This window comes from Mesorhizobium sp. C399B (genome assembly GCF_030323185.1).
GTDB lineage: Bacteria > Pseudomonadota > Alphaproteobacteria > Rhizobiales > Rhizobiaceae > Mesorhizobium.
In genome coordinates this window covers 712,601-737,491 of the sequence record NZ_CP100472.1, presented here as the reverse complement: position 1 = coordinate 737,491, position 24,891 = coordinate 712,601, and the positions used below count along the sequence as shown (strand labels likewise).

22 protein-coding genes are annotated in these 24,891 nt (G+C 64.0%); 9 read left to right on the top strand and 13 right to left on the bottom strand.

What is annotated here, in order from left to right; genetic code table 11:
- The first annotated feature begins 248 nt into the window (after positions 1-248).
- From NLY36_RS03605 to NLY36_RS03585, 5 genes are all read left to right on the top strand, one after another.
- Positions 249-1,442 carry an MFS transporter gene (locus NLY36_RS03605; protein ID WP_023696464.1) on the top strand — a complete coding sequence of 398 codons (1,194 nt, stop codon included), beginning with the start codon at positions 249-251 and terminating at the stop codon, positions 1,440-1,442.
- A gap of 110 nt (positions 1,443-1,552) precedes the next feature.
- The gene (locus NLY36_RS03600; RefSeq protein ID WP_023735248.1) at positions 1,553-2,710 is read left to right on the top strand and encodes an MFS transporter; all 1,158 of its coding nucleotides are present in this window, start codon (positions 1,553-1,555) and stop codon (positions 2,708-2,710) included.
- A 110-nt stretch (positions 2,711-2,820) separates the two neighbouring features.
- Positions 2,821-4,878 (top strand): prolyl oligopeptidase family serine peptidase, encoded by a 2,058-nt coding sequence (locus NLY36_RS03595; protein ID WP_156933181.1) that lies wholly within the window; start codon positions 2,821-2,823, stop codon positions 4,876-4,878.
- Between the two features lie 32 nt (positions 4,879-4,910).
- Positions 4,911-5,033, top strand: a complete 123-nt coding sequence (locus tag NLY36_RS03590; RefSeq protein WP_023670422.1) for a hypothetical protein — start codon at positions 4,911-4,913, stop codon at positions 5,031-5,033.
- Between the two features lie 52 nt (positions 5,034-5,085).
- Complete coding sequence (locus tag NLY36_RS03585; protein ID WP_023696467.1) at positions 5,086-6,465, top strand: aspartate aminotransferase family protein; 1,380 nt, start codon at positions 5,086-5,088, stop codon at positions 6,463-6,465.
- Between the two features lie 424 nt (positions 6,466-6,889).
- Here NLY36_RS03585 and mmsB read toward each other — a convergent pair whose 3' ends face one another.
- Together mmsB and NLY36_RS03575 are read right to left on the bottom strand one after the other, a co-directional pair.
- On the bottom strand, positions 6,890-7,774 hold the full coding sequence (mmsB, locus tag NLY36_RS03580; protein ID WP_023691030.1) for a 3-hydroxyisobutyrate dehydrogenase: 885 nt from the start codon (positions 7,772-7,774) through the stop codon (positions 6,890-6,892).
- Positions 7,775-7,797: 23 nt separating this feature from the next.
- On the bottom strand, positions 7,798-8,964 hold the full coding sequence (locus NLY36_RS03575) for an isobutyryl-CoA dehydrogenase (protein WP_023696468.1): 1,167 nt from the start codon (positions 8,962-8,964) through the stop codon (positions 7,798-7,800).
- 149 nt (positions 8,965-9,113) lie between these two features.
- Here NLY36_RS03575 and NLY36_RS03570 point away from each other — a divergent pair, with 149 nt between their 5' ends.
- Both NLY36_RS03570 and NLY36_RS03565 read left to right on the top strand, forming a co-directional pair.
- Positions 9,114-9,722: a dimethylsulfonioproprionate lyase family protein gene (locus NLY36_RS03570; protein ID WP_023735249.1), complete on the top strand. Its 609-nt coding sequence runs from the start codon at positions 9,114-9,116 to the stop codon at positions 9,720-9,722.
- Positions 9,723-9,724: 2 nt separating this feature from the next.
- Positions 9,725-11,200, top strand: a complete 1,476-nt coding sequence (locus tag NLY36_RS03565) for a cobyric acid synthase (protein WP_286461679.1) — start codon at positions 9,725-9,727, stop codon at positions 11,198-11,200.
- A 147-nt stretch (positions 11,201-11,347) separates the two neighbouring features.
- Here the strand turns inward: NLY36_RS03565 and NLY36_RS03560 are convergent, their stop codons facing one another.
- Together NLY36_RS03560 and NLY36_RS03555 are read right to left on the bottom strand one after the other, a co-directional pair.
- Positions 11,348-11,518, bottom strand: a complete 171-nt coding sequence (locus tag NLY36_RS03560) for a hypothetical protein (RefSeq protein WP_023670429.1) — start codon at positions 11,516-11,518, stop codon at positions 11,348-11,350.
- A 52-nt stretch (positions 11,519-11,570) separates the two neighbouring features.
- Positions 11,571-12,356 carry a TSUP family transporter gene (locus NLY36_RS03555; RefSeq protein ID WP_023696471.1) on the bottom strand — a complete coding sequence of 262 codons (786 nt, stop codon included), beginning with the start codon at positions 12,354-12,356 and terminating at the stop codon, positions 11,571-11,573.
- A 196-nt stretch (positions 12,357-12,552) separates the two neighbouring features.
- On the opposite strand from NLY36_RS03555, the gene NLY36_RS03550 reads away from it, so the two are divergent.
- Complete coding sequence (locus NLY36_RS03550; RefSeq protein WP_023696472.1) at positions 12,553-12,984, top strand: TerB family tellurite resistance protein; 432 nt, start codon at positions 12,553-12,555, stop codon at positions 12,982-12,984.
- Between the two features lie 16 nt (positions 12,985-13,000).
- Here NLY36_RS03550 and NLY36_RS03545 read toward each other — a convergent pair whose 3' ends face one another.
- The 5 genes from NLY36_RS03545 to NLY36_RS03525 all read right to left on the bottom strand — a co-directional run bounded on the left by NLY36_RS03545 (position 13,001) and on the right by NLY36_RS03525 (position 19,636).
- Positions 13,001-14,623, bottom strand: coding sequence for an ABC transporter ATP-binding protein (locus NLY36_RS03545; protein ID WP_023696473.1), 1,623 nt, complete (start codon positions 14,621-14,623; stop codon positions 13,001-13,003).
- A complete protein-coding gene (locus NLY36_RS03540; RefSeq protein WP_023696474.1) occupies positions 14,620-15,489 on the bottom strand; it encodes an ABC transporter permease in 870 nt (289 codons plus the stop codon). The genes NLY36_RS03545 and NLY36_RS03540 overlap by 4 nt, the downstream gene beginning before the upstream one ends.
- Entirely contained in the window at positions 15,486-16,433 is a 948-nt protein-coding gene (locus NLY36_RS03535; protein WP_023696475.1) for an ABC transporter permease, read from the bottom strand. The genes NLY36_RS03540 and NLY36_RS03535 overlap by 4 nt, the downstream gene beginning before the upstream one ends.
- A 325-nt stretch (positions 16,434-16,758) precedes the next feature.
- Positions 16,759-18,234, bottom strand: a complete 1,476-nt coding sequence (locus tag NLY36_RS03530) for an ABC transporter substrate-binding protein (protein ID WP_023696476.1) — start codon at positions 18,232-18,234, stop codon at positions 16,759-16,761.
- A gap of 121 nt (positions 18,235-18,355) precedes the next feature.
- Positions 18,356-19,636: an acetylornithine deacetylase/succinyl-diaminopimelate desuccinylase family protein gene (locus NLY36_RS03525; RefSeq protein ID WP_023735251.1), complete on the bottom strand. Its 1,281-nt coding sequence runs from the start codon at positions 19,634-19,636 to the stop codon at positions 18,356-18,358.
- Positions 19,637-19,859: 223 nt separating this feature from the next.
- Here NLY36_RS03525 and NLY36_RS03520 point away from each other — a divergent pair, with 223 nt between their 5' ends.
- A complete protein-coding gene (locus NLY36_RS03520; protein WP_023681747.1) occupies positions 19,860-20,291 on the top strand; it encodes a L,D-transpeptidase in 432 nt (143 codons plus the stop codon).
- Positions 20,292-20,304: 13 nt separating this feature from the next.
- Here the strand turns inward: NLY36_RS03520 and NLY36_RS03515 are convergent, their stop codons facing one another.
- Genes NLY36_RS03515 through NLY36_RS03500 form a run of 4 tightly spaced genes read right to left on the bottom strand, consistent with a single transcriptional unit; the run spans position 20,305 to position 24,889 of the window.
- Positions 20,305-21,312, bottom strand: coding sequence for a lipid A biosynthesis lauroyl acyltransferase (locus NLY36_RS03515; protein WP_031249051.1), 1,008 nt, complete (start codon positions 21,310-21,312; stop codon positions 20,305-20,307).
- Positions 21,313-21,316: 4 nt separating this feature from the next.
- The gene (locus tag NLY36_RS03510) at positions 21,317-22,345 is read right to left on the bottom strand and encodes a zinc-binding dehydrogenase (protein WP_023681745.1); all 1,029 of its coding nucleotides are present in this window, start codon (positions 22,343-22,345) and stop codon (positions 21,317-21,319) included.
- 36 nt (positions 22,346-22,381) lie between these two features.
- Positions 22,382-23,653, bottom strand: coding sequence for a beta-ketoacyl-ACP synthase (locus NLY36_RS03505; RefSeq protein WP_023706061.1), 1,272 nt, complete (start codon positions 23,651-23,653; stop codon positions 22,382-22,384).
- A 42-nt stretch (positions 23,654-23,695) separates the two neighbouring features.
- Positions 23,696-24,889 carry a beta-ketoacyl-ACP synthase gene (locus tag NLY36_RS03500; protein WP_023735253.1) on the bottom strand — a complete coding sequence of 398 codons (1,194 nt, stop codon included), beginning with the start codon at positions 24,887-24,889 and terminating at the stop codon, positions 23,696-23,698.
- Positions 24,890-24,891: the final 2 nt, after the last annotated feature.

Sequence of the window (24,891 nt, the reverse complement as noted above, 5' to 3'; positions counted from 1 at the left end):
AGCGGGCGGCATAATGGACCGGCGGCTGTCCGACCATTGCGGAGGCGGCGACCACTAGGACGAGGGAAGCGACATGCCCGAACGGCAGTCCGATAGCTGACAACCTTGCCGGGGATTAGCGGACAGGACGCGCCCACTGCGGCTCTTGGCGCAAGGGGATTTCAGGCGCGGCCCTTCCTCTCCCTAAATCGAACCGCTAGCTCAGTGGTTTGCCGCTGGATGGGCCGGCAATTCATGTGGAAGGCATCATGGCTGCGACCGGTTCGAGCGATGGCGAAGCGGGGACGCAATGGGCGGCGCTTGCCGGCGTAACTGCCGCCCTCGCGATGTTCGGTGCGGCGCAAGGGCTGAGCTCGCCGCTGTTTACGCTGCTGATGCAGAAGCAAGGCATGTCGCCGGCGCTGATCGGCTTGTCGGCAGCGATGATGCCGCTTGGCCTGATCCTTTCGGCCTCGTTCGTGCCGGCAGCCATTCGGCTGGTCGGCGCGCGCAACCTGGCTGTGGGTTGCTCATTGATTGGGGCGCTGTGCTTCCTCGGCATCGGCTACCTGCAGGACTGGGTGGGCTGGTTCGTCATCCGCTTCATCATCGGTATCGTCATCAACCCGCTCTATATACTGGGCGAAGTATGGGCGCTGTCGCTGGCGCCGCCGTCGCGCCGCGGCAGGGTGATGGGGGCATTCAACACCGTGCTGGGCGCTGGCTATGCTGTGGGGCCTTTGGTCCTGACCGCGGTAGGGATATCGGGCTGGGTTCCTTTCCTGGTCGGCATGGCCGGCTTCATCCTGTGCGCCGCGATCCTTCGTGCTGTTTCCTCAAGCCTCGCCGGCTTCGAGGATGACGGCCAATTGCCCGGCGGCTTTTTCGGTTTCGCCAGGCTGGCGCCGGCGCTGTTGTTTGCCGTGCTGGTTTCGGCGGCGGTCCAGCAGGGCACCTACGCATTGATGCCGGTCTTCGGTGCTGCCTATGGCCTGCCCGAAAGGACGCTGGCGGCCCTGGTGATGGCACTGTCGCTGGGAAACATCTTCCTGCAAATCCCGCTCGGCCTGCTTGCCGAGCGTTTCGGCGGGCGGGCGATGATCATCTTCTGTGCGTTGGCGACAACGGCCTGCGCGGTTTTGCTGCCGTTGTTGATCACGACGCCGGCGATCTGGCTCGTCCTTCTCGTCATGGGAGCGGTCGGCTATGGCGTCTACACCATGGCGCTGGTGGAGCTCGGCAGCCGCTTCAAGGGAACCGTGCTGGTCGCCGGTAACGCCGCCTTTGCCTTGATGTGGGGCGCCGGCGGCATTGTCGGCCCGCCCGGCGCCGGTGCGCTGATGCAGGTCATCGGTCCGCTCGGCCTGCCGGTGGTGATCGCCGGACTCGACGCGCTGCTGGTGAGCTTCGCGCTTTACCGATCGTTCAAGCGCCAAACTCCTGACAGGCCCAAAAACTCCTGACAGGCCCAAACTCATGACAGGCCTTGTCTGGAGCAAACGGTTTTTACCGGGGCGGGGCTTACCCGCGTCGGACAGAAAAGCTAGTCCTGAGCCTGGTTTAGGTGCCAATGATGAACCTGGCGGAAGCTGACAACGAGAAGATGCAGTGGGCGGCGATCAGCGGCGTGATCGCGACCGTCTCGGTGTTCGCCATCGCGCAAGGCCTGTCCTATCCGCTGCTGAGCTTCATTCTGCAACGCCAAGGCGTTTCGCCGGCCATTATCGGGCTCTCGGCGGCAATGACGCCGATCGGCTTCATTGTCTCGTCGCCGCTGATCCCGGCACTGGCGCGCCGGTTCGGGGCAGGGCGCACCGCGCTTACCTGCGCGGCGCTTTCGGCTATTGTGCTTGCGCTGATCGGCTGGACCCAGAATGTCTATCTGTGGTTTCCGCTGCGCTTCTTGATCGGGGTGGTGACCAACCCGCTCTATGTCTTGAGCGAAATCTGGGTCATTGCACTGGTGCCGCCATCGCGCCGCGGTCGCGTCATGGGTGTCTATTCAACCATCATCTCGGCCGGCTTCGCTGCCGGGCCGCTCTGCCTGCTCGCTGTCGGCACCGTGGGATGGCCGCCATTCCTGGTGGGGATCGCCGCCTTCATCTTCTGCGGCGCCTGCCTCGCGCTGGTGCTGCCGCGACTGCCGAAGGTCGACGAAGCTGGGCGCCGGGTTTCGGTCATGGGCTTCGTGCCACTGGCATGGCTACTGCTGTCGGCGGTGGTCGTTGCCGCCGGTTTCGAACAGGGCGTGCTGGCGCTGCTGCCGGTCTACGGCACGCAGTATGGCATCGCGGAAGCGCGCATGTCGGCGCTGCTGTCGGTGATGATCGCAGGCAACATCGCCATGCAGGTGCCGCTCGGCTTGCTGGCGGAACGGCTGACGGCGCGGCTGGTGCGATTCGTCTGCGTCGTGGTGACTGTGCTGGGCTGCGTGCTGCTGCCGCTGCTGATCGAGACGCCGTTGATCTGGCCTTGCGTCTTTATCTGGGGCGCGGTCTCCTATGGCATCTACACCATGTCGATCATCGAGCTCGGCGAGCGCTTTACCGGCTCGGCGCTGGTCGCCGGCAATGCCGCCTTCTCCCTGATGTGGGGCATCGGCGGCATCGTGGTGCCGCCGCTGGCGGGTGGCGTCATGGATGTGATCGGCGCCTCCGGCCTGCCGATCACGCTGGGCACGATTTGTCTGGCACTGGCTGTGGCCACGGTCCTGCGCCGGCGGATGGTTTGAGGCCGCATTCCCCCGATGACCTGACGTCACCATCTTGAATAAAACCGCTTGCAACGCGATGTAGGCAGGGCTGCCCGCCACTAGCCTGGAGACCATGCGTGACCCAATCGATGACAAAACGCCAGACGGATGCCACCGCGGAGGACAAGTTCCTCTGGCTGGAGGACCGGACCAGCAAGGAATCGCTCGACTGGGTGCATCGCCAGAACGAGATCACCGTGGCCGAACTACAGGGCGATCCGTCCTACCAGGCGGCCTTCGAGACGGCGCTCGACCTGATGACGGCCGAGGACAACATTGCGGCCGGTGCCGCGCTCAACGGCCAAGTCTATAATTTCTGGCAGGACAAGACCAATGTGCTCGGCCTCTGGCGCCGCACGACGGTTGCTTCCTACAAGACCGAGAAGCCTGTGTGGGAGACGATCATCGACTTCGACGTGCTGTCGGCCAAGGAGGGGGTGAAGTGGGTGTTCAGCGGCGCCAGCCGCCTTTACCCCGATTTCAACCTTTGCCTGGTGGCGATGTCGCCGGATGGCGGCGATGCCAGCGAGATGCGCGAATTCGACATCGAGACCAAATCATTCATCGAGGGCGGCTTCCGCGCTCCCGCCTCGAAATCCGGCTTTTCCTGGCTGGACAAGGACACGGTCATTGTCTCGGCTGCCTTCAATGAAGACGACAAGACCCAGTCCGGTTATCCGCGCGTCGTCAAGCTGTGGAAGCGCGGCACCCGGTTGGAGGAGGCGACGCCGATCTTCGAGGCCGAGAAGCAGGATCTCGCGGCCGGCGCGGGGGTCGAGCATGATGGCGACAGGCAGTATTTGTTTCTGGCCCGCACGATCGCCTTCTTCTCCTCGCACAGTTTTCTGCGCCTGCCGTCGGGCGAAAACCGCCGCATCCCGTTGCCCGACGATGTCACCGACACCGCGCTGTTCAAGGGCCGGTTGGTGTTCGGGGTGCGCAGCCCATGGACGGCGCCGGGCGGCACTGAGTGCTTGCCGGACGGCCTCTATTCCTTCGATTTCGAACACTGGATCGACACCGGCGACCTGGGCCCTGTTGAAACCATGCTCGCGCCAGCGCACCGTGTTTCGGTCGCCGGCATTGCCCGCACTCAGGACCGGCTGTTCATCAATCTGATGGACAATGTGCGCGGCAAGGTCGTTGTCGCCGAGCGCAGCGGCGACCGCTGGTCGCTGAAGCCGGTGGCGCTGCCCGAGAACGGCAATGTCGGCATCGCGCATGCCGAGCATTTCGGTTCCAGCGTCTCCTTCTCCTTCACCGATTTCCTGACGCCGAGTTCGATCATCTGGTCGGATGATAACGGGGCGACGCTGGCCACCGTGAAATCGCAGCCGGCTCGGTTCGACGCCGCGCCGCTGGTCTCCGAACAGTTCGAGGCGCGCTCGAAGGACGGCACAATGGTCCCGTATTTCGTCGTCAGGCGGCGCGACCAGAAGGGTCCGGTGCCGACGCTGCTCTACGGCTATGGCGGCTTCGAAATACCGCTGCTGCCCGGCTATGCCGGCGTGCGCGGCAGGCTGTGGCTGGAAAAGGGCAACGCCTATGTGCAGGCCTGCATCCGCGGTGGCGGCGAGTTCGGGCCGGCCTGGCATCAGGCCGCGCTGAAGGGCAATCGCCAGACTGCCTTCGACGATTTCGCCGCGGTGGCGCAGGACGTCGTCAGGCGCGGCATAGCCACGGCTGCTTCCCTCGGCATCCAGGGCGGCTCGAATGGCGGCCTGCTTACCGGCGTTTCCCTGACGCAGCATCCCGAACTGTTCGGCGCCGTCATCATCGAGGTGCCGCTGCTCGACATGCTGCGCTACACCGAACTGCCGCCAGGCGCCTCGTGGATCGGCGAATATGGCGATCCGGCAAAACCGGAAGAGGCCAACTGGCTCGCCGCCTATTCGCCGTACCATCATGTCTCGGCCGATGCCGTCTATCCCCCGGTGCTGCTCACGACATCAACCGCCGACGACCGCGTCCATCCCGGCCATGCCCGCAAGATGGCGGCGAAGCTGCAGGAAGCAGGTCACGGCAAGACGTTGTTCTTCGAGGAGACGGAAGGCGGCCATGGCGGGCGCGGCGACCGCCGGCCGCAAGCGGCGCAAACCGCCATGAAATACGTGTTCCTGCAAAGGGTATTGAGCGGCACCGCTTGAATTCCGGGCCTCGGGCGGCATAGACTGCCGCCATGGTCTACATGAGCACATCCGGCGCCTTCGGGGTCGCGGTGACACCGTCGCCGCGCACGCTGCGCGCCGAACTGCTCAGGCTGTGCGCCCGCATCGGCTATTCGCCGCCCGCCGTCCTCTGACGAAGTCGCCCCGGCAGCTTGCCGGTTTGATTCCAGAGGAAAGAGCAAACCCATGACTTACCAGAACTATTCGCTGAAGCAGCTTCAGCAGATTGACGCCGCGCATCATCTGCATCCCTTCACCGACCACAGGGAATTGCGCGAGACCGGCTCGCGCATCATCACCCACGCCAACGGCCCGTTCATCTACGATGCCGACGGCACCGAAATACTCGACGGCATGGCCGGGCTGTGGTGCGTCAATGTCGGCTATGGCCGCGACGAGCTGGCCGACGCCGCTTACGCGCAGATGAAGGAATTGCCCTACTATAATTCCTTCTTCAAATGCTCGACGCCGACGCCCGTGCTGCTGTCGAAGAAGCTGGCCGAGCTGGCGCCCAAGGGCATCAGCCAGGTTTTCTACGGCTCCTCCGGCTCGGAGGCCAACGACACGGCGCTGCGGCTCGTGCGCCACTATTGGGTGCTGGAAGGCAAACCGGAGAAGAACCGCATCATCTCGCGCAAGTCGGCCTATCACGGCTCGACCGTCGCCGGCACGTCGCTCGGCGGCATGGATTTGATGCACAAGCAACTCGGCGGGGCGGTTCCCAACATCGTCCATGTGATGATGCCCTATGCCTATGAGTTGGGGCTGCCCGGCGAAAGCGACCATGATTTCGGCCTGCGCGCCGCCAAGGCGGTCGAGGATGCCATTCTGGAGGCCGGCGCCGACAAGGTCGCGGCCTTCATCGGCGAGCCGGTGATGGGGGCGGGCGGGGTGAAGATACCGCCGATGAGCTACTGGCCGGAAGTGCAGCGAATCTGCCGCAAATACGATGTGCTTTTGATGCTGGACGAGGTCATCACCGGCTATGGCCGCACCGGCGAATGGTTTGCGGCGCAGACCTTCGGCATCGAGCCGGACACCATCACCACGGCCAAGGCACTGACCTCGGGCTATCAGCCGCTGTCGGCGCTGCTGGTCGGCGACCGTATCGCGGCGACGCTGGTCGAAAAGGGCGGCGAATTCTACCACGGCTATACCTATTCGGGTCACCCGGTGGCGTGCGCGGTGGCGCTGAAGAATCTCGAGATCATGGAGCGAGAAGGCCTAGTCGACAGGGTCAGGAACGACACTGGACCTTACTTCGCCCAGGCGCTGCAGGAGCGCATTGCCGGCCACGAACTGGTCGGCGAGGTGCGATCGATCGGGCTGATGGGAGCGGTCGAGATCGTCAAGGACAAGGCGACCAAGGAGCGCTTCCTGCCGGCGGGCAGTGCCGCCGTCACCGTCCGCGACCACGCCATCGCGCAAGGCCTGATGCTGCGCGCCACCGGCGACACGATGATCCTGTCGCCGCCGCTGATCTGGACCCGCGCGACGATCGACATGGCTTGCGATCGCATCGCCAAAGCGCTGGATCTGGCGCAAGCGGATTTGCGCAAGAAGTAGATGGAACGACAGCCGGACGCCTTGCAATCAGGGCGCCCGGACTGTGCGCCTGCTTATCGTCAGGGTCGAAGGGGTCAGCGCACCGATCGTGCTGGTCAATGAAGACCATCAGGCAATTCCGAACGCTGCAATCGGAATATAATTCAGATCGAACAGTATAGGACTGCAAAACGCAAAAACCGCGCTCCATCGGAACGCGGCTTTGCCAGATACGCATGGCATTTCGCCAACAACACACTTGCGAAACTTACGGGCTCCGGTACGCGAGACCTGATCCGGAGCGCCGGGCGGATGCGATATGTCCGCCTCGCCATCCGTTATATAGGCACATCGTTACCGCCGGGTTATCGAGAGCTTAAGCAAATCTAAATTTGCAATTTTTCCGCGCAATAAAAATCGAGAAAAGCGCTGCCAAATTCGAAACTTATAGAGAACTGCCGCGAAGGAAATTTATGATGCCGGAAAAATCCGATCCGCCATTTCCCTGGGCGTTGAACAGCGCATAAAGCTGGGCCGCTTCGGCCCCCATTGGCGTCACCGCGCCGGCGCTTTGGGCCGCCTCCTGCGCCAGTTTCAGGTCCTTCAGCATGAGTGCTGCGGCAAAGCCCGGTTTGTAGTCGCGGTTGGCGGGTGAGGCCGGCACGGGACCCGGCACCGGGCAATAGGTGGTCAGCGACCAGCACTGGCCCGACGAGGTCGAGGCAACGTCGAACAGGGCCTGATGCGAGAGGCCGAGCTTTTCGGCCAGCACGAAGGCCTCTGCGACGCCGATCATCGAAATGCCGAGCATCATGTTGTTGCAGATTTTGGCTGCCTGACCGGCGCCGTCGTCGCCGCAATGGACGATGCGGCCTGCCATCGGCTTCAGGACCGGTTCGGCCTTGGCGAAGGCATCCTTGGCGCCGCCGGCCATGAAGGTTAGCGTTCCCGCAGCAGCACCGCCGGTGCCGCCGGAGACGGGGGCGTCGATCGAATGCAGCCCGTGCTTCCTTGCTACGGCATGCGCCTTGCGGGCCGACTCGACATCGATGGTCGAGGAATCAATGAACAGGGCGCCTGGTTTGGCCTTGGGTGCGATGTCCTCGTAGACCGAGAGCACGTGCTTGCCGGCGGGAAGCATGGTGATCACGACATCGGCGTCCTTCACCGCCGCCACGGCATTCGCCATGACAATGACGCCATGCTCGCGGGCGACGGTGAGGTTTTCCGGCATCAGGTCAAAGCCGTGCACCGCGTGCCCCGCCTTGACGAGATTGGCAGCCATCGGGTTGCCCATATTTCCGAGACCAATGAAGGCGATGGTGGTCATCAATCTCTCCTGAATTGTTGCCGTCAGCGTCCGATCAACGCCCGCGCGATGATCACGCGCATGATCTCGTTGGTGCCTTCGAGGATCTGGTGGACGCGCAGGTCGCGCACCAGTTTTTCGATGCCGTAATCATGGAGATAGCCGTAGCCGCCATGCAGCTGCAGCGCCTCGTTGGCGACGTTGAAGCCGATGTCGGTGACGAAGCGCTTGGCCATGGCCGACCATTTGCCGGCGTCCGGCGCCTTGCGGTCTAGCTTCGAGGCGGCAGCATAGAGGAAAATGCGTGCCGCCTGCAGTTCGGTCTCCATGTCGGCCAACCTGAACTGCAGCGCCTGGAACTGGTTGATCTTCCAGCCGAAAGCCTTGCGCTCGGCGGTATAGGACAGCGCCTTGTCGAGCGCCGATTGCGCGCCGCCGAGCGAACAGGCAGCGATGTTGAGGCGGCCGCCATCAAGCCCGGCCATTGCGATGCCGAAACCGGCGCCTTCGCCCGACAGCAGGTTTGCGGCCGGCACCTTGCAGTCCTCGAAGATCACCTGGCGGGTCGACTGCATGTGCCAGCCCATCTTGTGCTCGTCGGCGCCGAAGGAGAGGCCGGGCGCATCCTTCGGCACGACGAAGGTGGAAATGCCCTTCGGCCCGTCGGCGCCGGTGCGCGCCATGACGACATAGAGGTCGCTGTCGCCGGCCCCGGAGATGAACTGCTTGGCGCCGTTAAGCACATAGTCGTCGCCGCTCTTCACCGCGCGCGTCTTCAGCGCCGCGGCATCCGAGCCGGAACCCGGCTCGGTCAGGCAATAGCTCGCCAGCCATTCCATCGAGGTCAGCTTCGGCAGGAAGCGTTGGCGCTGCTCGTCGTCGCCGAAGCGGTCGATCATCGACGCCGCCATATTGTGGATCGAGATGAAGGAGGAGAATGCCGGATCGGCGTGCGACAGCGCCTCGAAGATCAGCACGGCGTCGAGCCGGCCGAGCGCCGAGCCGCCGACATCGTCCCTGACATAGATGCCGCCGAGGCCAAGCGGGCCGGTCTCGCGGATTACATCGGCGGGAAAGTGTCTTGCCCGGTCCCATTCGAGCGCATTGGGCGCAACGCGATCGGCGGCGAAGGCCTGCGCCATCTCCTGGATGGCGCGCTGCTCCTCATTGAGTTCGAACTGGCTGGTGCTCGCATCGACCGCGGCGTCCATGGCGTGCTCCCTGTGTTTCCCCAACTGGGGTTGGCTTGCTGGCCTGTTGTTTTTGGCTTTGCGCGCCGCTCAATCTAGACCAATGATGCCGCCGCGCAACCCGGCTCGCCGCGCAGCCGCTGTGCATGAATGGATCAACGGAGCATTGCGTGCCGACATATTTCGACGAATTGCTCGACCGCTTCCATGCCTATCTCCGGGGCGTGGATAACGCGCTGGTGCGGGATGCCGTGACCCGGATCGGCTGGAATATGAGGGCGCGCGTGCTCGAAGCGCATCCACTGCCTTGCCTTGGTCTGCTCGACCGCATTGTCGAACTGGTGCCGCCGGACCCGCAGCCTCTGGTGCAACTGCTGGCGGAGCGTCGTGACGATCTGTGCTGGGGGCAAACCTACAACGCGACCGATTTTGGTGAAGCGTTCTTGCAGAAATACGGCTGGCTGGAGGTGTTTGGCACGCGCGGCCATTTCGCCAACGAAGAGGTCGCGGCCGGATTGCTGATCCTGGGGCCCGGCATCACCTATCCCGACCATCATCACATTGCCGAGGAGATCTACATTCCGCTGACCGGCGGCACCGAGTGGCGCATGGGCGACGGCGGCTTTCACACCCGCCAGGCGGGCGAAATTATCCATCACGCCTCCAATGTCAGCCATGCCATGCGCACCGGCAGCGAAGCGTTGCTGGCGCTCTACATCTGGCGCGGCGGGCCGCTGTGGCAGAAATCGACCGTTTCCGGCGCGCAGGGCAGGGGCTGAGCATGGCCAAGGCGATCATGCTGCAAGGCACGGGTTCGGATGTCGGCAAGACGGTGCTGGTGGCGGGGCTCTGCCGCGCGGCCAGGAATCGCGGGCTGAAAGTCAGGCCGTTCAAGCCGCAGAACATGTCGAACAATGCCGCCGTCGCCGACATTCCGGGCGACGACCGCCCCGGCGGCGGCGAGATTGGCCGTGGGCAATGGCTGCAAGCGCTGGCGTGTGGTGTTCAGCCGACCGTGCATATGAATCCGGTGCTGCTCAAACCCCAGAGCGACATCGGTTCGCAGGTGATCGTGCAGGGCAAGGTGTTCGGCGAGGCGCGAGCGCGCGACTACCAGACAATGAAAGCGGGGCTGATGGACGCCGTGCTGGAGTCCTGGACGAAGGTCGGTGAGGGCGCCGATCTGGTCGTCGTCGAGGGCGCCGGATCGCCGGCCGAAATCAACCTGCGCAGCCGCGACATCGCCAATATGGGCTTTGCCACGCGCGCCGACGTGCCGGTCATCCTGGTCGGCGACATCGACCGCGGTGGCGTCATCGCTTCGGTCGCCGGCACGCATCTGATCCTGCCGGAGGAAGACAGGCGCATGATCGTCGGCTACCTCATCAATAAGTTCCGCGGCGATGTCTCGCTGTTCGACGACGGCATCCGGTCGATCGAAAGCTTCACCGGCTGGCGCTGCTTTGGCGTCGTGCCGTGGCTGAAGGCGGCGGCGCGATTGCCTTCGGAGGATTCGGTCGTGCTCGAACGCCTGGCATCGGGCGAGAAGCGGGCGTTGAAGGTCGCCGTGCCGATGCTTGGCCGCATCGCCAATTTCGACGACCTCGACCCGCTCAAGGCCGAGCCGCAGGTCGAAGTGGTGTTCGTGCCGCCGGGGCAGCGCTTGCCGGAGGATGCCGGCCTGGTGGTCATTCCCGGTTCCAAATCGACGATCGGGGATCTCATGAAATTCCGCGAGAATGGCTGGGATCGCGATCTCCTCGCGCACCGCAAACGCGGCGGCCATATCGTCGGCATTTGCGGCGGCTTCCAGATGCTCGGCCGCCTGGTGCGCGATCCCGATCGCATCGAGGGCAGCGTCACCGAGGCCGAGGGACTCGGCCTGCTCGACATCGAGACGGTGATGGAGCCGGAAAAGACGGTGCGCAATGTCAGCGCCCGCTCAGTGCCGTTCGGCCTGGCGCTCGAGGGCTACGAAATTCATCTCGGCCGCACCACCGGGCCGGACATGGCGCGGCCGTCGGCTGTGATCAACGGCATCGAAGACGGTGCCATTTCCGCCGATGGCAAGGTTTTTGGCAGCTATCTGCACGGCCTGTTTTCCGCCGACGCTTTCCGGGCGAGATTCCTGGAGAGCCTCGGCGTGAAAGGCGGCGGCGTCGACTATCGGGCGGAGGTGGAAAACGCTCTGGACGAGATCGCAGCCGAACTGGAGCGCCATCTCGATTGCGATGCGATTTTTGGGTTAGCGAGGTAGGGCCGTCCACCGTTTCGTCATCCTCGGGTCTGCGCGTCCGCTTTGCTTCATGGTCATCCTTCCGCTCGGAGCCTAACAGACCATGCATGCAAAGCAAAAGCGCCCGGCTTTTGACCGGGCGCTTCGAATTGCAGAAGTCGCGGGTGCCTAGGCGCCGCGCATCAGGCAGGCGGCGGCAAGCACAATGTATGCGATGAGGACAATCCACACCGCAGCCAGAGGAATGAACGCAAGGACGCCAAGCGCGGCGAGCACGCCGATGATGGCGATAACAAGGGATATGATGAAAACAAGCTGAGTGGGTGCACTAAGATTCATGTGTGGTCCCTCCAACATGATTCGTACAACGGCACTCTATCAGGCGTGCGGCTCATACACCAACTAGCTGGCGCAATGGGTTCGCCGGATCGGCCAGCAGCTTCGCCGCCAGCGCCAGGCAGATGATCACCAGCAGCGGCTTGATCAGCCTTGCGCCGACGCGGATGGCAAGACTGGCGCCGAGCCGGGCGCCGAGGAACTGGGCGATACCCATCATCAGCCCGATCTTCCAGTAGACGACGCCGGCGATAGCAAAGACGATGAAGCCGCCGATGTTGGAGGCGAAATTGAGCAGCTTGGTGTGTGCCGTCGCCTTGAGCACGCCGAAGCCGGCGAGGCTGACGAAGGCCAACATGTAGAAGGAGCCGGCTCCTGGGCCGAACAGCCCGTCATAGAAGCCGACCAAAGGGGCGATGATTAGCCCGAACAGGAAGGGCGACAGGCGCTCGGCGCGGTCGACATCGTTCATGTTGGGTTTCACGGCGAAGTAGATCGCGATGGCGATCAAAAGCAGCGGCAGCAGCGCCCGCAGGAGATCACCCGGCACGAATGCCGCCAGCAAGGCGCCGACGGCACTGCCGGCAAGGGCCAGAAGCGCCGATGGCAGCTGTCGGCGCAGATCGACATGGCCATTCATGGCGTAGTGGATGGTCGCCGAAGCGGTGCCGAAAATGCCCTGCAGCTTGTTGGTTCCAAGTGCTGCGACCGGCGGGAAGCCGGCAAGCAGCAGGGCCGGGATGGTGATCAGCCCGCCGCCGCCGGCTATCGAATCGACAAAGCCGGCTGCAAAAGCGGCGAAGGCAAGCATGATGACGGTCTGGGTGGCGAGGTCGAGCATCGGGATTTTCTGAACATTCCGGCGGGAAAGGTGGTGCCGCGCCTTCTCATGGCCATCCGGTTTGCGCAAGGCCGATTCCGCGCTACGTCCATCCAAGCGCGTTGCGCTTGGATTTCCTGTGGTGCATGTCATTATCTCAGTACCGCTGCGCAGTTTTGGGTCATGTGCGCTGGGCGGGCTCGGGAAAGGGACACTGTTGGCGATGGCATTGCTCGACCAGATACGCTCGATCTTCGATGGTGACCCCGGCGTGCGCAAGGTTGCCGACGACCCCGTGCTGTCGGCGGAACTCTTGATGTTGTTTCGCATGATCCTGGCCGACGGCTCGGTTTCGGAGAGCGAGATGGTCGCCTTCCGGCGCATCTGCAAGGACGCCTTCGGCATCCCGGAAACCAGCATCGACGCGGTCATCGAATATCTCAATGATTTCGGCTACGAGACAAACGGTTCGCAAGCCATTGCGCTGTTCCGCGATCTCGATGTCGAACGGTGCAAGTTGCTGGCGCTCCACATGGCGGAGATCGCCAAAGCCGATTCCAAACTGGCCGAGAGCGAGGTGCGGCTGTTGCGCCGCACGCTCGATTTGCTCGACATCAGCCCGGTCGATGTGGTGAAGCCGGAGGAGTAGCCGGCCGTTCTGCTGCTCACCCCTGTTCCTGCATACGGTGAGCGATCGCCCGATGCAGATCGGGCGCAGCCGCGACCAGCGCCCTGGCCGCCTCCGACTGCGGATGATCGAGCACGTCACCGGTCTTGCCGCGCTCGACGATCCTGCCGTCATGCATGACCAGCACCTCATCGGTGATGGCGCGGGCGACCGTCAAATCGTGGGTGATGAAGAGATAGGCGATGCCGAGCTTCTGGTTGAGCTCTGCGAACAGATCGAGGATCTGGGCGCGGATCGAGACGTCCAGCGCCGAGACCGGCTCGTCGGCGACGACCAGCTTCGGCCTGGTGATGATGGCGCGGGCGATCGACAGGCGCTGGCGCTGGCCGCCGGAAAACTCATGCGGATATTTGTCCATGTCGCTGGTACCGAGGCCGACCTCGTGCAGTGCGTGCGCCACCATCTCGCGCCGCTCAGCCGGTGTCGGCTTCGTCTCCAGTACATGCAGCGGCTCGGCGACCAGTTTTACGACCTTCTGGCGCGGGTCGAAAGAGCCGTAGGGATCCTGGAACACCACCTGCATGTCGCGCCGCGCGGCTTTGAGCTCCGCCTCGCTTTTGCCGGTGATGGTCTCGCCGCGAAAGCGGATCGTTCCCGAGGTCGATTTGTCGAGCGCCAGGATCATGCGGGCAAGCGTTGACTTGCCGCAGCCGGAGCGGCCGACCAGCGCCACCGATTGGCCCGGCGCCAGCGACAAGGAGACGTCGTCGACAGCGCGGATCGGGGGAGCGGGTTTGAACAGGGATGTACGCCGCCCGGGATAGTCGCGGGTCACGCCTTCGACCTCAAGCAGCGGCTTGGCCGATCCGTTGGCGTGAACCTTGGCGCGGGCCGGCACATGCATGGAGGCAAGCGCCAGCTGGCGCGTATAGGGATGCAGCTGTTCAGACAGCGTGCGTGCGGTGTCGCCGGCTTCCATCACCTCGCCATGACGCAGGATGGTGATGTGGTCGGCCATTTCGGTTACGACGGCGAGATCGTGCGAGATCAGAAGCAGGCCCATGCGGTTTTCGCTGACAAGGCCGCGCAAGAGGTCGAGGATCTGCGCCTGCAGCACCACGTCGAGCGCCGTGGTCGGCTCGTCGGCGATGAGCAGCTTGGGTTTCAGTGCGCAGGCAATGGCGATGACGACGCGCTGGCGCTGGCCGCCCGACAGTTCGTGCGGATAGCGCGACAGCGGGAATTTGGCCTCGGGCAGGCCGACGCGGTCGAGCATTTTGCGCGCCCGGTCTTCGGCTTCCGCGCGGCTTGCCCTGGTGTGCCAGCGTATGCCTTCAGCGACCTGCTCGCCGATGGTCTTGACCGGGTTCAGCGCCGTCATGGGCTCCTGGAACACCATGCCGATGTCATCGCCGCGCAACGCGCACATCTGGTCCTCTTTGGCCGCGAGGATGTCGATGCCGTCGAAGGTCACGCAGCCGGTGGCGCGCGCAGCATGCGGCAGAAGCTGCATGATGGTCAGCGCCGTCATCGATTTGCCCGAGCCGGATTCGCCGACCAGGCCCATCACCTCGCCGGGCGCGACGGAGAGGTCGACCCCTTTGAGGATCGACGTGTCGCCGATCGCCAGCGACAGGTTCTCGATCTGCAGCAGGCTCATCGCTGTCGCCGCGATTTCGGGTCGAGTATGTCGGCGATGCCGTCGCCGAGCAGATTGAGCCCAAGCACGGTGACGACAATGGCCATGCCGGGGAAGATGGCCATCCACGGCGCCACCACCATGCGCGTCTGGGCGTCGAACAGCATGCGGCCCCAGCTCGGCATTGGCGGCTGGGCGCCGAGGCCGACATAGGAGAGACCGGCTTCGGCCAAAATGCCGAGCGCGAACTGGATGGTGCCTTGCACCAGAAGCAGCGTGGCGATGTTGGGCAGCACGTGCTCGATTGTAATCTGCGTCTTGCTCTTGCCGGCGGCGCGGGCGGCGAGGATGAACTCGCGCGGCCAGATCGCCAGCGCGCCGGCGCGGGCGACACGCGCAAACACCGGGATGTTGAAGATGCCGATGGCGATGATGGCGTTGATTGCGCCCGGTCCGAAGATGGCGGTGATCATGATCGCCGACAGCAGCGCCGGGAAGGCGAAGACGAGGTCGTTCAGCCGCATCAGCGCCTCGTCGACAAACCCGCCGCGCGCCGCGGCGAAGGCGCCGAGCGGCACGCCGACGCCCATGCCGATGCCGACCGCGACCAGCGCCACGGCAATCGAGTTGCGGGCGCCGACCATGATCATCGACAGGATGTCGCGGCCGAAATGATCGGTGCCGAACCAGTGCGCCGAAGAAGGCGCCAGCGTCTTGTCCGAGATCACCAGTTTGGTCACGTCGTAGGGCGTCCAGACGTAGGAGATGACCGCGATTGCAGCCACCAGCACCGTGATGGCGAAGCCGATGAGGAAGGAGCGGTTGCGGAAGGCCTTGGCCAGAATGCTGCCCAACGTCTCCTGCGGGATGTCGATGTGCAGCGTCATTGCCGGCCTCGAAGGCGCGGATCGACGATGGCGTAGGAGACGTCGACGACGAGGTTAACGGCAATGACGGCGACGACCAGCAGCATGACGATGCTTTCCACCACGATCAGGTCGCGCTGAGTGATCGCCTGGAACACCAGCCGTCCGAGGCCGGGGAGATAAAAGACGTTCTCGATGATGATGGTGCCGGCGAGCAGGAAGGCGAATTGCAGCCCCAGAATGGTCAGAACCGGGATCATCGCGTTGCGCAGCGCGTGCCGCCATAGTACGGCACGATAGGGCAGGCCCTTGGCGCGGGCGGTGCGGATATAATCCTCGTTCAGCACCTCGAGCAGCGCGGAGCGGGCAACGCGCGCCAGGATCGCGGCCTGCGGCAGCGCAAGTGCTACGGCCGGCAGCAGCAGCGATTTCAGCGCCGGCCAGGCGCCGGCGCTCCAGCCGGGAAAGCCGCCGGCCGGCACCAGCCGCAGCCAGACGGCAAATAGGTAGATCAGCATCAGCGCGAACCAGAAGTTCGGGATGGCGACGCCGAGTTGGGCGGCGCCCATGGCGATCGTGTCACCGGCCCGGCCGCGCCGGCTGGCGGAATAGAGCCCGACCGGGATGGCAATGATGGTCGACAGCGCCAGCGCGATCAGCGCCAGCGGCAGGGAAACCGCCATGCGCTCGCAGACAAGGTCGATGACCGGCACCGAATAAGTGTAGGAGCGGCCGAAATCGAGGCTGAGCAGGCCACCGACCCAGTGGAGGTAACGCGGGAGAAGCGGTGCGTTGAGGCCCATCTGGTTGCGCAGGAGTTCGACCTGATCGGCGCTGGCGTTGAGGCCCAGCATCAGCCGCGCCGGGTCGCCGGGCAGGATTTCGAGCACGGCGAAGACGACCATCGACGCCAGGATCAAGGTTGCGATCGCGATGGCGAGGCGTTTGAGGAGGTAGGCGGTCATGGTGGAGGGGCGCCCGGTGCGGCTGCGCCTTGAAAGTCGAGTTCCCGCCCACCCCCCTCTGTCCTGCCGGACCCGGCCCTTCGCTGTCGCTTCGGGCGTTCGTTGTTCGGAAAGCCAAGCAGTTGGCTTTCCGTCCGCTGCGCGGACCACTCCTCACCCCCCGCAAGGGGGGAGATCAGCAGTTTCTGTGTCGTCGACCAGCGTTCAACGTTCGCGATAGGCGAAAGCGGAGATGATAGCCCGATCTCCCCCCTTGCGGGGGAGATGCCCGGCAGGGCAGAGGGGGGTGTGACGGAGCGCAAACGCCGCCCTTTGGCCCGCCGCCTCAATCCGTCCACTTCACCTTGGTCAGATCATTCGCCTGGATCGGCGCATTCTCCCACAGGCCCTGCAGCTTGGCGTCCCAGACGCCGACCTTCGGCAGTTCATATAGGAAGCCGACCACGGCGTCGTCGGCCAGGATCTTCTGTGCTTCGCCGAGCAGCGTGTTGCGCTTGGCGTCGTCGGAGGTGAGGTTCAGCTCGGCGATGATCTTGTCGAAGGCGGGGTTGTCGTAGTTGAAGTAGTAGTCCTTGCGCGAGTAGATATCGATGTCGTTGGGCTCGGTGTGGGAGACGATGGTCAGGTCGTAATCCTTCTTGGTGAACACCTGGTCCAGCCACTGCGCCCATTCGACCGGAATGATTTCCAGGTCGATGCCGACATCGCGCAGCTGCGAAGCGATGATCTCGCCGCCAAGCCGCGCATAGGAAGGCGGCGGCAGTTTCAGCGTGGCCTTGATTCCGTTTTCGAAGCCGGCTTGCTTCAGCAGCTCCTTGGCCTTGTCGACATTGTGCGGGTACAGGCCGGTGAGGTCGACATAGGCCTTGCTGGCGGGCGACATGTGCGAGCCGATCGGCACGCCGAGGCCGGCCGAGGCGCCGTCGATGATCGCCTTGCGGTCGAGCGCGAAGGCAATTGCCTGCCGCACCTCGAGCTTGTCGAAAGGCGGCTTCTTGTTGTTGATCGCCAGAATGGTCTCGCCCTCAGTCGAGCCGATCACCACCTTGAAGCGCGGATCGTCCTTGACCTGCGCGACGCTGTCGGGATCGAAGAAAGGGAAAGCCTGGATGTCGCCGGAGAGCAGCGCCGGCACGGCGGCAGCGGCGTCGGGAACGATGCGGAACTCGGCCTTGTCGAGGAACACCGGGGCGCCCCAGTAAGTGTCCGATTTCACCAGCGTGATCGACGAGCCCTTGGCCCAGCTCTGGAATTTGAACGGGCCGGTGCCGATGGGCTTTTCCTTGTTGGTGTCTGCGCTCTCGGGCGCCACGATCACCGCGTCGCCCCAGCCCATATTGTAGAGGAACGACCCCTGCGGGTTCTTCAGCGTCACCTTGACCGTCGTCGGATCGACGACTTCGACCGTATCGATGGCGGCGAACAGGGCCTTTTGCGCGTTTACGGAATTGTCGGCGCGGGCGCGGTCGAGCGAGAACTTCACGTCGCCGGCGTCGAAATCGCTGCCGTCATGGAATTTGACGCCGGTGCGCAGCTTGAAGGTGTAGACCTTGCCATCGTCGGAAATGGCCCAGCTCTCGGCGAGGTCGGGCAGCACTTCGCCATTCGGGCCGATGCGGGTCAGGCCCTCGAAGACGTTGGCGTAGAGCACTTCGTCGATCGCCGCGGCAGCACCGGCGGTCGGATCGAGATGCGGCGGCTCGAGCGGAATGCCGATCACCAGGTCGGTGCGTGCGGCAAATGCCTGACTGCCGGCCAGTGCCAGCACTGCGGCGGCAAGAATGGTTTTCCACAATTTCATCGTGCAACTCCCAAATGCTCGAACCCTGATGCGATAGAAGCGTGATTTCGAGGTGGAGTAAATTGCGTTTCGTGCTCCGCAGCGGCGCGGGGAGGAATGTTTTTTCAGCGAAGCCGATGGTTCAGTCCGCGGCCGTGCCCCTGAGCAGCACATTCAGCCCGATCGCCATCACCTTGGCCGACTCCACCATATCAGAGATACCGACCCATTCGTCGGGCCGGTGGGCGAGATCCAAAATGCCCGGGCCATAGGCGATGCAATCATAGATGTGGCCGATGCGGGCGATGTGTTTCTGGTCGTAAGTACCTGGTGAAATGACATAATCCGGCTCGCGGTCGAAGATCGCCATGATGCCTTGCGCCACCGCCTTGACCACTGGCGCATCGCGCTCGGTCATCAGCGGCAGCACCTCCATCAGGTCGCGAATCTCGTAGTCGAACTTATTGCGCCCGCGTTTCAGCCGGTCGAGGATATCGGTCACCTCGCTCTTGACCGTGGCAAGGTCCTCCTCGAGCAGGAAGCGGCGGTCGATGGTCAGCCGGCAGGCGTCGGGCACGTTGGGTGAGGGCAGGCCGGGGCGGAAATCCTCGGTCTGGCCGCCATGGATCGAGTTGATGTTCATGGTCGAGCGCTTTGCGCCTTCGGGCACGACAGGCATGCGCGTCACCTTGCGGTCGAGCGCCGGAAACAGTTCATCCTCGAAGGCCTGCAGCACGGCGCCCATATGGCGCACCGCATTGTCGCCGAGGAACGGCATCGAGCCATGCGCGATCTCGCCCTTGGTCTCGATTTCCGCCCACCAGACGCCACGATGGCCAAGACAGATGCGGTCCTTGTTCAGCGGTTCCGGGATGATGACGTGGTCGACCTTGGGTTTCGAGAAATAGCCGAGCCTGGCCAGATGGGCGACGCCGCCGAAGCCGCCGGACTCTTCATCGACGGTGCCGGAGATTTCGATGGCGCCGGGAAAGTCGGGGAAAACCTCCATGAAGGCTTCCGCCGCGATGATCGAGGCGGCCATGCCCCCTTTCATGTCGCAGGCGCCGCGGCCGTAGACCTTGCCGTCCTTCACCACCCCGGCAAAGGGATCGACGCTCCAGCCTTCGCCGGCTTCGACCACATCGATGTGCGAGTTGAAATGGACACAGGCCCCAGGCGAGCGGCCGTCGAAGCGGGCGACGACATTGACGCGGGGATAGCGGTCGGTATCGCCGGGCGTGCCTTCGGCGCGGATGAATTCGGTTTCGAAGCCAAGCCTGCCTAGGCGCGCACCGATATATTCGGCGCAGGGGCGATAGGCTTCGCCAGGCGGGTTGATGGTCGGGAAGCGGATCAGGTCGGCGGTCAGTGCGACCAATTCATCAACACGGGCGTCTATCGCTTTGAAGAGTCGTTCGCTCATTCCCGGATTTGAGCAGGCAAGGGGGTGGTTTTGCAAGCATCGCGCCACTGGCGCCGAAACTTCGTGTCGCAGCGGCAACTATGGCGGGAAAATCGTTCAAATTCGCTGCTTTAGATTGGCGAATTTATCAAGGAGTGTGTGCTAGATCACTCACCTGTCGTTAAAAAGATGAAAAACCGCGTGATGACAGGGCAGGCAAGGGGCATCAAAGGGGTTTGATCTCATGACTAAAATCGTTCTCATGGCAGCTGCTTTTGCTGCGATGCTGTTCGGCACGTCCATCGAAAGCAGGGCTGCCTCGCTGGTGGCCAGCATCGACGTCTCGTCGCAGACCATGACCGTCAGCCAATACGGCCAGGTGCTTTATCGCTGGAGCGTGTCGACCGCGCGCAGCGGCTATTTCACGCCGCGCGGCACCTATCGGCCGCAGCGCACGGCGCGGATGTGGTATTCGAAAAAATACCACATGTCGCCAATGCCTTACTCGGTGTTCTTCCATGGCGGCTACGCCATCCACGGCACCGGCGCGGTCAGGCAGCTAGGGCGTCCCGCATCGCATGGCTGCGTGCGGCTGCACACCGCCAATGCCGCGATGTTCTATGCGATGGTGCGCGAAGTCGGCTTCGGCAATACGCGGATCGTTGTGACGAACTGAGGCTTTGGACGACTTAAGATTGACGCTGCCCCTGGCCGGTGGCGTTGGCCTGTCCGCGCCGGCGGCGACGCCGGCCTGAGATTTCCCACCTTTTGTGGAACCACATCCACTGTCCCGGATCCTCGCGCACCCAGCGCTCGACCACGTTGGCGAGCAGTTGGGTGGTGGCCGCGACATCGACGCTGCCGCTTTCATTGCGCGGCAAGGTCAGCTTGTCCTCGATCTCGAGGCGGAAGCGGTTGCCAGGCAGCCGCACACATCGCGCCGGATAGACGTCGCAATCATAGTGACGGGCGAGCATACCCAGAACCGGATTGCTCTGGCATGGGCGGTTAAAGAAGATTGTCTCCAGTCCGCTAGAGAATTTCTGGTCGACCAGCACGCCGATATTGCCGCCTTTCTCCAGAATCGACGCCAGCGCGAAGGAGGCGCCGGTCGAAGACGGCAGCAAGGCGCCCATGCTCGAACGCCGCGTCGAATGGATATAATCGGCGAGGTAAGGATTGTTCGGCGGACGAAACAGCGCCGTGATCTTCATGCCGAACGTCGCGGCAGCCACCGGCAGCAGTTCGAAATTGCCGAGATGGCCGGTGAACAGGATATGCGGTTTGTCCTCGCCAGCTATCTGATGGAAATGATCGGCGCCACCGACTTCGACGCGGCCGGGCGTCGCTGCGTTCGGATCATAGTCGAAGAGGGCGTCAAGAAAGATGTATTCGGCGGCGAGCCGGGCCATGTTGCCCCACATGTCGGAGGCGATGGCCTCGATCTCGACATCGCTCTTTTCGGGATAGGCAAGGCGCAGATTGTTGATGGCGACACGGTGGCGCCCGACCCACGGACCGATGCGCCGTGCCGCCCGGTCGGCGAAATTGAGCGCCCTGTCCGCGGGCAGGAGGCGCAGCAGCGAGATGATCGTCATCGCCACGCGCGCCACCAGCCAGTGCTCCATCTGGCGCAGTCTTCGGCCATAGCGGAACATGAAGTCCCGGCGGGCTTTCTTGAACACCTTGCCGGCCATTGTCCTAGGAAACGCGCAGGATGATCTTGCCGAACACGTCGCGGCCTTCCATGCGCTTCAACGCGGCGTCGATGCCGTCGAAGCCGACCTCGGTGTCGATGACAGGTGCTACCTGTCCCGCCGCCATCTTCTGCATGGCGTTGGCCATGTTCTCCATGCGGCAGCCGAAGGACCCGAGCAGCTTCAGCTGCTGCTGGAACAGCTGCATCAGATTGATCTGCGTCGACACGCCGGAGGTCGAGCCGCAGGTGACCAGGCGGCCGCCGCGCTTGAGGCACAGCATCGAGGCGGCAAAGGTGTCGGCGCCGACATGCTCGAAGACGACGTCGACGCCCTTCTTCCTGGTGAGCTTGCGCACGACGCCTTCGAAACGGTCGTCGCGGTAGTTGATGACATGGTCGGCGCCGAGCGCCTTGGCCTTGTCGATCTTGTCGTTGGAGCCGACCGTGGTGATGATGGTGCAACCCATGCGCCTGGCCAGCTGGATCGCCGCCGAGCCGATGCCGGAGCCGCCGGCATGGATGAGGATGGTTTCGCCGGGCTGCAGCTTGGCATTGTCGAACAGCATGTGCTCGACGGTGCCGAAGGTGACGGGGGCGACAGCCGCGCCGACATCGGTCACGCCGGGAGGAGCAGGGACCAGCAGGCGCGCCGGCAGGTTGATCTTCTCCTGGGCAAAGCCATCGAGATGGAAGCCGTGGACGCCCGAGACATGTTCGCAGAGATTGTCGCGGCCTTCGCGGCAGGCGCGGCAAAGGCCGCAGGTGCGCGCGCCATAGATCGATACCAATTGTCCGGGCAGCAGGCTGGAGACGCCGGGGCCGACAGCTTCGACCTCGCCGGAGGCTTCGGCGCCGACGACCAGCGGCAGCTTACGCTTGGCGAAGGCCATGCCACGCCAGCCCCAGACGTCGATATGGTTCAGCGCCACCGCCTTGATGCGCAGCGTGACTTCGCCCAATGCGGGGGGCGGCGGGGGCGGCAGGTCCACCGTTTCAAGACGGCGGTCCTCGATAAGTTGCAGTGCGCGCATGGGGCCTGTCAGTTCAGTCTGGCTGAAAAAGGTCGCTTAGACCGGTTCCCGCGCCATGACAAGGCAAGTGTTCTGGCCGCCGAAGCCGAACGAGTTCGAGAGCACGGTGCCGACTTCGGCATTGCGCTTCTTGTTGGGCACCACGTCGAGCACGATTGCCGGGTCGGGATTGTCGTAGTTGATGGTCGGCGGAATCACGCTTTCGCGCATGGTCATCAGCGAAAACGCCGCTTCGACAGCACCCGCCGCCGACAGCGTGTGGCCGATCATCGACTTGTTCGACGAGACCGGCATCGAGCCGATGCGATCGCCGAACACGGTCGACAGCGACAGATGCTCCATCTTGTCGTTTTCCGGTGTCGAGGTGCCGTGAGCGTTGACGTAGTCGATCTCGTCCTTGCTCAAGCCGGCATCGGCAAGGGCGGCGCGGACTGCTGCGATCGCCGGCGAACCGTCGGGCTTGGAACGGGTGCGATGGAAATCGTCGGCCTTTTCACCGCAGCCGCGCAGGATGCCGAGAACGCTGGCGCCCCGAGCAAGGGCTGCCTCAAGCGATTCCAGCACCAGAGCGCCGGAGCCTTCGGCCAGCACAAAGCCGTCGCGGTCCTTGGAGAAGGGTTTTGACGCCTTTTCAGGGATGTCATTGTGGGTCGACAGCGCCGAGAGCAACGAAAAGCGGATCAGCGCCTCGGCGGTTGCCGAACCGTCGGCGCCGATGGACAGCGCCCGGTCGCATTCGCCGCGGCGGATCGCTTCGACGCCGAGCTGGATGGCGGTGGCGCCCGAAGCGCAGGCCGTCGACAGTGTGATCGGCAGGCCGCGCGTGCCAAAGCGGTCGGCCAGCCGGTCGGCGATCGCGCCGAACTGCGTGCTTGCGAACGTATCTGTTTCCTTCAGCCCGCGCGCCACCCTGAGCAGCCTTTCGGCGCCGGCGCCTTTGCCGTCGGAATTGTAGAGCGCGAAGCGGTCGTGCCAGTCGAGTTCGACCGGCGGCGAGGCGAGGAACAGAGGCCCGCCAAAATCAGAGGAATCGAGGCCGGATTCGGCCACCGCCTCATTCGCGGCGGTTTCGGCCAGTTCGTAGGTCAGCAGGCTGGCGCCTTTCGAGCTTGAGTCGAGGAAATCGACCATGCCGGAGATGCGGGTGTTGAGGTGGTCGACGGGAAAGCGGGTGATCGGGTGGATGCCCGATTTGCCGGAGGTCAGTGCCGCCCAGTTATCGGCCTTGCCGATGCCGAGCGACGTTACCACACCGATGCCGGTGACGGCGACGATCGGCCTGCCCATGTGATCTCTGAGATTGGCCATCCGGAACCTCTTAACTTTGCAGCATGATCGCGCAGCGCTGCTTCAAGCAGCAGCGTTGACCAGAGCCATGCCCTCGAATTGGTGATAGCCGATCGCCGTTGCGAGCACGGTTTCGGGAATGCCTTCGAACGGCTTCTCGGCCGCGGCGTCGAATACTGGGTAGGCGGCCTTGCGGTCAACGGCCAGGGCGGCGAGGGCGACCGCGAATGGAAACTGCGCTTCCTTCATATGCCCGGTCAGCGTGGCGAAGCCGCGCGCCGATATCGCCGGATTGGCATCCAGCGCTGACTTTTCGGCTGACGTTGCGGTATGCGCGCCGGAGGCGCCCGACAGGGCAAGCAGCTTGCCGCTTGGGAGAGTTGCCTGTTTGAGCAGTGTCGCGATCTCGGCGTCAAGCTCGCCGCGCGAGCGCCGGGCGCGGCCTGAGACGACCGGTCCGAGCTCGGCATAGATTTTCCGCCCACGGCTTTGCGCGTGTTCGCGCTGCTCCAGCACCAGGAACGCGCCGCCGGAGCCGGAGACCAGGCCGCCGCCCTCGGCGCCCTGTCTCTGCCAGACCGGCTTCCATGGGCCGCGATGCAGATAGCCGGCCAATTCATAGCCGAGCAGCATGTCGGAATGTTCGGTCTGGAAGGCGCCACCTACCAGTATGTGGGTCGACTGTCCGGAGCGGATGCGCGCCGCGGCGGTCTCGACGGCGGCGACGCCGGCACCTTCCTCGCCCATGAAGGTCCTCGACGATCCCGTCACCTTGTGGACGATGGAGATGTTGCCGGCGAGCAGATTGGAGAGCTGGGCCAGGAAAAGCGTCGGCCGCAATTCGGTGGTCAGCTTCTCGTTGAGCAGCACGTCGCGGTCGTTGCGGCTCTCGGACGCGGCGAGGATGGCGGCATCGACCGCCTCGTCCCGCTCGCCGCCGCCGGCAGCGACAACCATGTCCATGGTCGTGCAGAGTTCGTCATTGCCCTTGATGCCGGCGTCGTCCAGCGCCATGCCGGCGGCATAGGTGCCCAGCCGCTGCCAGGTTTCCATCTGCCGCTGGTCGCCGCGCTTGGCGATCTGCAGGTTCCAGTCGATCTCCGGCAGGGGATGCACGGTGTAGGGCCCAAAGCGCGCGGCTTCGAGCACCGGCTCCAGGCCCGGCTGCGCCAGCTTCTGCCAGTGGGTATCCGGACCCTCTCCCAGCGAGGAGACAAGGCCGATACCGGTGATGACGACGTCGCGAGGGCTGCTCATGA

Excerpts from the sequence above, each read along its gene's own strand:
- NLY36_RS03605 (WP_023696464.1), top strand. The coding sequence starts at position 249 with ATGGCTGCGACCGGTTCGAGCGATGGCGAAGCGGGGACGCAATGGGCG.
- NLY36_RS03600 (WP_023735248.1), top strand. The coding sequence starts at position 1,553 with ATGAACCTGGCGGAAGCTGACAACGAGAAGATGCAGTGGGCGGCGATC.
- NLY36_RS03595 (WP_156933181.1), top strand. The coding sequence starts at position 2,821 with ATGACAAAACGCCAGACGGATGCCACCGCGGAGGACAAGTTCCTCTGG.
- NLY36_RS03590 (WP_023670422.1), top strand. The coding sequence starts at position 4,911 with ATGGTCTACATGAGCACATCCGGCGCCTTCGGGGTCGCGGTGACACCG.
- NLY36_RS03585 (WP_023696467.1), top strand. The coding sequence starts at position 5,086 with ATGACTTACCAGAACTATTCGCTGAAGCAGCTTCAGCAGATTGACGCC.
- mmsB (WP_023691030.1), bottom strand. The coding sequence starts at position 7,774 with ATGACCACCATCGCCTTCATTGGTCTCGGAAATATGGGCAACCCGATG.
- NLY36_RS03575 (WP_023696468.1), bottom strand. The coding sequence starts at position 8,964 with ATGGACGCCGCGGTCGATGCGAGCACCAGCCAGTTCGAACTCAATGAG.
- NLY36_RS03565 (WP_286461679.1), top strand. The coding sequence starts at position 9,725 with ATGGCCAAGGCGATCATGCTGCAAGGCACGGGTTCGGATGTCGGCAAG.
- NLY36_RS03560 (WP_023670429.1), bottom strand. The coding sequence starts at position 11,518 with ATGAATCTTAGTGCACCCACTCAGCTTGTTTTCATCATATCCCTTGTT.
- NLY36_RS03555 (WP_023696471.1), bottom strand. The coding sequence starts at position 12,356 with ATGCTCGACCTCGCCACCCAGACCGTCATCATGCTTGCCTTCGCCGCT.
- NLY36_RS03545 (WP_023696473.1), bottom strand. The coding sequence starts at position 14,623 with ATGAGCCTGCTGCAGATCGAGAACCTGTCGCTGGCGATCGGCGACACG.
- NLY36_RS03540 (WP_023696474.1), bottom strand. The coding sequence starts at position 15,489 with ATGACGCTGCACATCGACATCCCGCAGGAGACGTTGGGCAGCATTCTG.
- NLY36_RS03535 (WP_023696475.1), bottom strand. The coding sequence starts at position 16,433 with ATGACCGCCTACCTCCTCAAACGCCTCGCCATCGCGATCGCAACCTTG.
- NLY36_RS03530 (WP_023696476.1), bottom strand. The coding sequence starts at position 18,234 with ATGAAATTGTGGAAAACCATTCTTGCCGCCGCAGTGCTGGCACTGGCC.
- NLY36_RS03525 (WP_023735251.1), bottom strand. The coding sequence starts at position 19,636 with ATGAGCGAACGACTCTTCAAAGCGATAGACGCCCGTGTTGATGAATTG.
- NLY36_RS03520 (WP_023681747.1), top strand. The coding sequence starts at position 19,860 with ATGACTAAAATCGTTCTCATGGCAGCTGCTTTTGCTGCGATGCTGTTC.
- NLY36_RS03515 (WP_031249051.1), bottom strand. The coding sequence starts at position 21,312 with ATGGCCGGCAAGGTGTTCAAGAAAGCCCGCCGGGACTTCATGTTCCGC.
- NLY36_RS03510 (WP_023681745.1), bottom strand. The coding sequence starts at position 22,345 with ATGCGCGCACTGCAACTTATCGAGGACCGCCGTCTTGAAACGGTGGAC.
- NLY36_RS03505 (WP_023706061.1), bottom strand. The coding sequence starts at position 23,653 with ATGGCCAATCTCAGAGATCACATGGGCAGGCCGATCGTCGCCGTCACC.
- NLY36_RS03500 (WP_023735253.1), bottom strand. The coding sequence starts at position 24,889 with ATGAGCAGCCCTCGCGACGTCGTCATCACCGGTATCGGCCTTGTCTCC.